Source organism: Caedibacter taeniospiralis, from assembly GCF_002803295.2.
Taxonomy (GTDB): domain Bacteria; phylum Pseudomonadota; class Gammaproteobacteria; order Francisellales; family Francisellaceae; genus Caedibacter; species Caedibacter taeniospiralis.
The window spans coordinates 47,318-53,317 of the sequence record NZ_PGGB02000009.1 but is presented as its reverse complement, the minus strand read 5'-3'; the positions used below and the strand labels follow the sequence as shown (position 1 = coordinate 53,317).

The window sequence follows — 6,000 nt, the reverse complement described above, 5'->3', positions numbered from 1 at the left end:
GTCGCTTGCTGATCAACAGCGCAAGGCTACCCGGGTCTACTCGCCCTCGCGTTCCGCTATCCATGGCTCGCAGCGTCGGTATCAAGCTCAGCGATCACTTCGCCTGTTTCAACGTCAACCGCTTCGCAGATAACCTGCATAATTTCCTGATTAATATCATAAAGCTTCATGGTCAATTACCCTTTCTTGCTTTTTCTTGCTTTTTCTTGCTTTGATTCTTTGTAAGCTTTAACTAAGTCCATCAAGTTATTTAACGCATGTTGACAGCTCTCTAAATCCTCCGATTTAAACTGCGCAAATTTGGCAAAATCCTTAGCATCCAGCCCTGCCTCCTGGATTTTAAATAACAGTTTGTTTACCACTGGGTGTGCTGGTCCTTTTTTTGAGCGCTCCTGCTTTGCGGTGACATCTATGGGTTCGCTCGATGGCAACTCGTCCTGCGTGTAGGGGATTCCGCCTAACTCCAGGCTAAACGCCATTCTAAACCCTTGGGCAATCGCGACTTTTTTAAGCATGGTGCGCGGCTTAGATTTCCACATTGGATTGTTTTGCACATACTCATCAAAATAAACCTCGTGATAAAACGCTTCTACCCAGTTCTTGCGCTTAATTTCGATACAGGCTTTTAAATCTGGCGCTTTTCCGTCTGTCCAGGCTTTCCAACCTGCGAGTTGACCACTGCGCTCAGCGCGTTGAATATAAACCTCATAACCCACAACGATGTTAAACTTATCACCGTAGGCAATGCCATGGATTTGCCTTAAAAATGGATTCAAATTAAACGCCTTGGCAAGCTCAATAAACTGTGTTCTATGCACGGGATTGAGGTTATTCCCCATTGACTCCAGATACTTACCGATTTGCTCATCGGTGACCATGGGCACCTGATTATTGGCTGTTTGTATTTCTTGATTCACTCCCCTCACTCCCTCACTCATACCCTCAAATGTTAAATGAATAAATTGCCCTCGTTATCAATCCACGCCTGAAATGCGTCTAAAGATGGAAATTCAAACTTGCCACCGAAGACACACTCAGCCCCCACCTCCCCCATTAGCGTCTAATGTAATGCTTAATAAAGTTTGGCTTTGTAGTAGCTGTTGCTGTGCTGATTTCAAGACGCTCATCGTTTGGTATTCCACACTTCTATACGTTCAATGTTACCAACTTAACTCATCAAAGTTTGTGCAACATGACTTCTTACTGAATGTGACTAACCTGGCTCTTTGCATTTTCGTTACCTTCTACACCAGAACACCTCTGCATTGCGTCGTAAATAGGGTAAAATTAAACGAATGTCATTGCGGTAATGTTTTGTGTTTATCTTTTTTAAAAAGTCACTAAAATCGCCTTTATTTGCGTTTTTATCGTTTGCAATTTCTTCTTTATCCATCTGAATCAATCGCTGCGTGCGATATTTCAACATTTCGTTAGTTGTTTTCATGATTCAGTCCTCCGTAGTTCGATTGCTGGCTTGATAAACTTCGCCACTTTTTGTCATCTCAACAAAACGCTCAATATCTTCACGCTTCCAAAAAACACGGCTCCCCATGGATAAATTTGCAGGAAATTCTTTGGCGTTCATTTGCTTATAAATCCAACACTGCTTGCGCCCGATAATCTTCTCAACATCACGCAGAGATAAAAGTTCTTTTTTGAGACCTGTGGTCCCTCTAGCGGTTTCCAGCCTTTGTAACTTGTCAGCCATCAACTCAATCAATTGATTCTGACGCGCGAGCTTTTGACTCAGCGGCATAATCTCAGCGGCAATTAATTCTCTAAAACTATTTTCAAAGCTCATGCTGCACCTCCTGCTAAAATTTTCCTGTAATCCCCGTTACCAAATTTCAAACTTTTACCTGTCTCAGTAAATCGTGAAATAGCCCTGTATCCAATCATTGAAACCAGTTGATTCCAGTTGGCATTCGTGATGAGAATTGTGGGCAATAACTCGGCATAGCGAGTATCTAAAATTCCGTTAAGTAAATTAAATTCGTACTCCGTCGACCCCTTTACCCCAATTTCATCAATAATCAGCAGCTCTGGTTTTGTAAACTGATTGATTACCCCCGTTAGGCTTGGATGTAAATTTTGAGCATCACGCATTGCGAAAGTCATCATCATGAAGGTTGTGTACCTGACGTGCGCGTAGTGTTTTGCCATGACCTGATTGGCAATTGAACTGGCTAAATGCGTTTTCCCTGTGCCAACACCGCCAATCATCAGCATGGATTGACCATGAGTGAATACCTGTTCCCAGTTGTCCGCAAAACTTTGACATGCTTCGCACTGCTCAAGTGCTTGACTTGATTTAAAATTTGCAAAGTTTGCCTGTAACTGCCTTTTGGCTAATCCACTGTCCTTGATTCGCTTTTCAAGCTTTGCCTCATGCAACTTATCAGCCTCATGCTCCTTAACACACGTTGGACACTTAAAGCGAAATTCAACCTTGTGTTTCTCGCATAATTCAGTCGCCTTGCTTTCTGAGTTGTTTCTGATGTTTTTAAGTATTTTTGAAACCTGCATTTTCTCTCTCCTCAAAACGGAATTTGATCCAAATCATTGTAGTAACCGCTCTTGCCATCTAGCCCTGTGCGAGGCATTGATTGACTTTGGTTTTTTGCGTTACTACCGTTACAATTACCAAACTCCTGGCTGCGTCTATGCCAGTTGTACACAGCGTGCTGCCAGCTCTTCATTTTTGTTCTGCCAATCATCCAGCCATTTGATTCGTAATGATCGAAAAAATGTCCCGTGTTGAAATTGATTAAATTTTGCTGATTAACGTAAGTTTGAATTTCGTCAATGGTTGGCTTCTTAAATCGAGTATTTTTGTCAGCGTTTTCAGTGTCTGTTTTTTGCGCGTTAGCATGCGAGTTTTCCTCGCGTGCGTTTTTCTCTTTTAACTCTAACTCTAACTCTGTCTTTAACTCTATCTCTATCTCTGGTGGAGAAACGTCAGGACATTTGTCCGACATTGGTCTTTTTTGAACGATTTCATCGGATTTGTTTGAGTCGCCTCGGACACTTGTCTGGACAGATGTCCCGTTTTCCAAGTGTTTAAAACTTTCTTTTTTCTCTACTTCAATTTTCGTTCTATAAGCTCTTTTTCGATCAGCTTCTGTTGAAGATTCGCCAATAAAATCTTGTATATCAGCCATGAAAATAGCCCCTGAATTCAGTATCTCAACTAACCCAAATTCTTTGAATAAATCGATCGCATATTTGATCTCATCTTGCCGACGTTTTAACACACTTGATAGCGTCCTAATGCTGTAGGGAATTCGCTCTGACATCATTAAAATACCATTGCGTTTGAGGCTTCTCAAATACATTTCCAAAATAATGCAAACGTATGTATCACCATTTTCTAAGCCTTGAATGACGCGAATTTCTTCTCGGTCAAAAAAGTTATCCTTAAGCTTGAGATAAAAGTATTTCTTACTGAGTGACATGATTTGACTCCCGTGTTTTTACCAGAATAAGCCAGGGGGTTGGTAACCTTAACAAAGAAGGGTCGACGGTATTCCCCTTACGGGTCTTGTATTTACGCCACCACCCGACAACTCGGAAAAACAAAAGAGGCCATAATGTAAATATATTGACACCATTTAACGCATGATTGCGCCCTTCTGCCTGGGTTTCCACACCCGACAGGGCGCGGTATAACCTTGTGGGGAGCGAAGTAAACAGGGAATCACCAACGTGGTTTCCTTTTATTTTTTGCTTAAAGCTATGATTAAACATCACTTCATCCCCTCGCATTTGGTTACTAGCACCATCTTTCTGGCTTTTATCCAGGCTGTAAAACCCCGTGTAACCCTTCACCCCATACCGGTCAATGTGTGGTTTTCTAACCATATGGATAACACCTCCCTTGTTACGTAATTGTCTTATAGTTTCAGGTGTGTATAATCCCACATAACGGTTTAACTCAAACCTTGATACCTCACCGTTTAAAACCAACTTTTCAAGTGTTCCTAATTGACGTTGACTTAATTGAATATCATTGCTTAACATAACTTACCCCCTTAGTTCCTAACTCCCCATACAAGCCTAAGTCAAGTGTGCACTGTGCCTCGTTAACCAGCCTTTTAAATTCTCGCCTAGCTTCCCTTTTGGTTCTTCTTAAGCTAGCACCTTTTCGCCCCTAGGCGCTTCCCATTTGTTTAATCTCATTGAGCTGCTTTGATATTTCATTAATCGCCTCTGTGAGCGTATAGCCGTTAGTAAGACCATATAGCTGTTTCTCACTCAATAAAATACTTGCGAACTTGTTTTCCTTTATCGCTACGCTGAAGCATTGCTATTTCTTTGGCGCAGTCGATAGATAGGAAATAATCCACCTTGTTGTGACCTCCGTGCCCGTTATCTTGCTTAACAAATTTGTTAAGCAAGATGTAGTCCTCATTTTCCTCAAATCCATACTCAAACATCCTATCGCACCCGTTTGTAAATTGTGCTTTAGGCTCCAAAAATGTGTAAGGCTCTCGTACTGATACTGCTTGCTTAAAGGATTTATATTCTTGAACGTTGATCATGACTACGCCCCCTTGTTTAATTTGCTATCACGCGCTTTTATGCGGTTATCTATCCATTGGTTTATGTCTGACTCCAACCAGCCGCTTGAGCGTGATGTCAGCTTAATTGGCTTTGGAAAGTCTGCCTGTTGGATTAGTCGATATACTGTTGAGCGTGAAAAGCCACAGTGTTTTGAAATTTCTGGTAACCTTAAAATGTTGTTTTGCATTTTTTCTCCCTCTTAAATTAATTTAAAATATTCACACACTAAAGAAGCTTTTCAGCCTCGTCTTGTGTGCTAACGAGAGAGATTATGAGGGCAATGATATGGGAATAGCCATACACCAATATTGGCAATACCATTTGCCAATATCGAATTTAGTTAGCTAAAAAGCATGTATTTAAAGGGATTCTAATATGGCAAGAAATAATTTTTACCGTTTGGTTTTAATACCATAATGCTCGCTAATGAGTTTAGCAATAACGTCCTGCTCTCTTCCTGAGCATCCTCTTTCTTTTAGCCAGTCCTTGATTAATTGCTGCTGGGTTTCGTCCTTATACTTTTGATAGCAGGTTGAATCTTTGAAGTCATGAATAAGCTGGTTAATGTATGCAAGGGCCTGGCTTGTTGGTGGTGATACCTGCGCACTATCCTTTGGCTCCTTTGGCTTTTTTTGGGGCGATGCCTCGGGTCTGTCTTTTTTACTTTCGCCTGCCATTTTCTCACGGAGAAGTTCAAATCCGTTTGCATCAATGAATAGGCTATCAGTATCGGCTTTTATGCCATATTCAAAGTAATTTCTATCTATCCCATTTCCCTGCTTGACACTATGGAACGTGGTCAGTTGACAGATAACACGCCCCAGCCCCTCTTTCCTGCCCAAAAGGTGGCTTGCTTTAAAACGTGGGTCAAAGACGGTTGAATTATAGTACAGGCTTTTAATATCAAGCTGGCACCCATCCTTGCTAACACCATAACTGGCAATGTCGGCTATATCCATTATGTCAGGCATGCAACGGCAAAAAATTTCTCCGCCGCCTACCTTGTCGTATTCATCTTTAAGCTTAATTATTAACTCTGATAAGCGTTTTCCACCTGCATCGGTGTAATATTCATCTATGTGACTCTCATAGCTAATCAAACCATGGTTGATAAAATGATAGGCTACATCAGCTGGCAAGCTGTGAAGAATCATACGGGTTTCGCCAAACACACTAGGGATAGCGTTAAAAGCGCTAATTTCATCATGTCTTAACACGTCAATCAAATACCTTACCCTGTCCTGCTGTTGGGTGTAAACCTCCGTTAGCCGAAGTTTTTCTATAGCCATTTGTAGGCTATACCTCATTGGAAATTTCATTCGCTTTCCCGAGCATCCACAAAAGTTAAACAGTGCCACACTGGTGGATAGTCAGCTATTCGGTAGCGAACCTAGACACGGTTTAAGACGTTGTGATAGTCTAAAATAAAATTGATGT

Annotated in this window: 9 protein-coding genes; all 9 read right to left on the bottom strand. The window is 41.5% G+C overall.

Annotated elements, in window-relative coordinates:
- Positions 1-176: 176 nt before the first annotated feature.
- The 9 genes from CU053_RS04805 to CU053_RS04765 all read right to left on the bottom strand — a co-directional run bounded on the left by CU053_RS04805 (position 177) and on the right by CU053_RS04765 (position 5,852).
- Positions 177-917: a RecT family recombinase gene (locus CU053_RS04805; RefSeq protein WP_158107009.1), complete on the bottom strand. Its 741-nt coding sequence runs from the start codon at positions 915-917 to the stop codon at positions 177-179.
- A gap of 320 nt (positions 918-1,237) precedes the next feature.
- Positions 1,238-1,444, bottom strand: a complete 207-nt coding sequence (locus tag CU053_RS04800; RefSeq protein ID WP_100551061.1) for a hypothetical protein — start codon at positions 1,442-1,444, stop codon at positions 1,238-1,240.
- Positions 1,445-1,447: 3 nt separating this feature from the next.
- The gene (locus tag CU053_RS04795; protein ID WP_100551060.1) at positions 1,448-1,801 is read right to left on the bottom strand and encodes a helix-turn-helix transcriptional regulator; all 354 of its coding nucleotides are present in this window, start codon (positions 1,799-1,801) and stop codon (positions 1,448-1,450) included.
- A complete protein-coding gene (zapE, locus tag CU053_RS04790; RefSeq protein ID WP_100551059.1) occupies positions 1,798-2,526 on the bottom strand; it encodes an AFG1/ZapE family ATPase in 729 nt (242 codons plus the stop codon). Before zapE ends, CU053_RS04795 begins: the two co-directional genes overlap by 4 nt.
- Positions 2,527-2,537: 11 nt before the next feature.
- A complete protein-coding gene (locus CU053_RS04785) occupies positions 2,538-3,455 on the bottom strand; it encodes a phage replisome organizer N-terminal domain-containing protein (RefSeq protein WP_100551058.1) in 918 nt (305 codons plus the stop codon).
- Positions 3,442-4,020 carry a hypothetical protein gene (locus CU053_RS04780; protein WP_100551057.1) on the bottom strand — a complete coding sequence of 193 codons (579 nt, stop codon included), beginning with the start codon at positions 4,018-4,020 and terminating at the stop codon, positions 3,442-3,444. The genes CU053_RS04785 and CU053_RS04780 overlap by 14 nt, the downstream gene beginning before the upstream one ends.
- A gap of 230 nt (positions 4,021-4,250) precedes the next feature.
- Complete coding sequence (locus tag CU053_RS04775) at positions 4,251-4,541, bottom strand: antA/AntB antirepressor family protein (protein ID WP_100551056.1); 291 nt, start codon at positions 4,539-4,541, stop codon at positions 4,251-4,253.
- Between the two features lie 2 nt (positions 4,542-4,543).
- A complete protein-coding gene (locus CU053_RS04770) occupies positions 4,544-4,750 on the bottom strand; it encodes a helix-turn-helix transcriptional regulator (protein WP_100551055.1) in 207 nt (68 codons plus the stop codon).
- 205 nt (positions 4,751-4,955) lie between these two features.
- The gene (locus tag CU053_RS04765; RefSeq protein ID WP_100551054.1) at positions 4,956-5,852 is read right to left on the bottom strand and encodes a hypothetical protein; all 897 of its coding nucleotides are present in this window, start codon (positions 5,850-5,852) and stop codon (positions 4,956-4,958) included.
- Between the last annotated feature and the right edge of the window lie 148 nt (positions 5,853-6,000).

Bases quoted from the DNA above. Each gene is read 5' to 3' on its own strand.
- CU053_RS04800 (WP_100551061.1), bottom strand. From the start codon at position 1,444: ATGAAAACAACTAACGAAATGTTGAAATATCGCACGCAGCGATTGATT.
- CU053_RS04795 (WP_100551060.1), bottom strand. From the start codon at position 1,801: ATGAGCTTTGAAAATAGTTTTAGAGAATTAATTGCCGCTGAGATTATG.
- zapE (WP_100551059.1), bottom strand. From the start codon at position 2,526: ATGCAGGTTTCAAAAATACTTAAAAACATCAGAAACAACTCAGAAAGC.
- CU053_RS04785 (WP_100551058.1), bottom strand. From the start codon at position 3,455: ATGTCACTCAGTAAGAAATACTTTTATCTCAAGCTTAAGGATAACTTT.
- CU053_RS04780 (WP_100551057.1), bottom strand. From the start codon at position 4,020: ATGTTAAGCAATGATATTCAATTAAGTCAACGTCAATTAGGAACACTT.
- CU053_RS04775 (WP_100551056.1), bottom strand. From the start codon at position 4,541: ATGATCAACGTTCAAGAATATAAATCCTTTAAGCAAGCAGTATCAGTA.
- CU053_RS04770 (WP_100551055.1), bottom strand. From the start codon at position 4,750: ATGCAAAACAACATTTTAAGGTTACCAGAAATTTCAAAACACTGTGGC.
- CU053_RS04765 (WP_100551054.1), bottom strand. From the start codon at position 5,852: ATGGCTATAGAAAAACTTCGGCTAACGGAGGTTTACACCCAACAGCAG.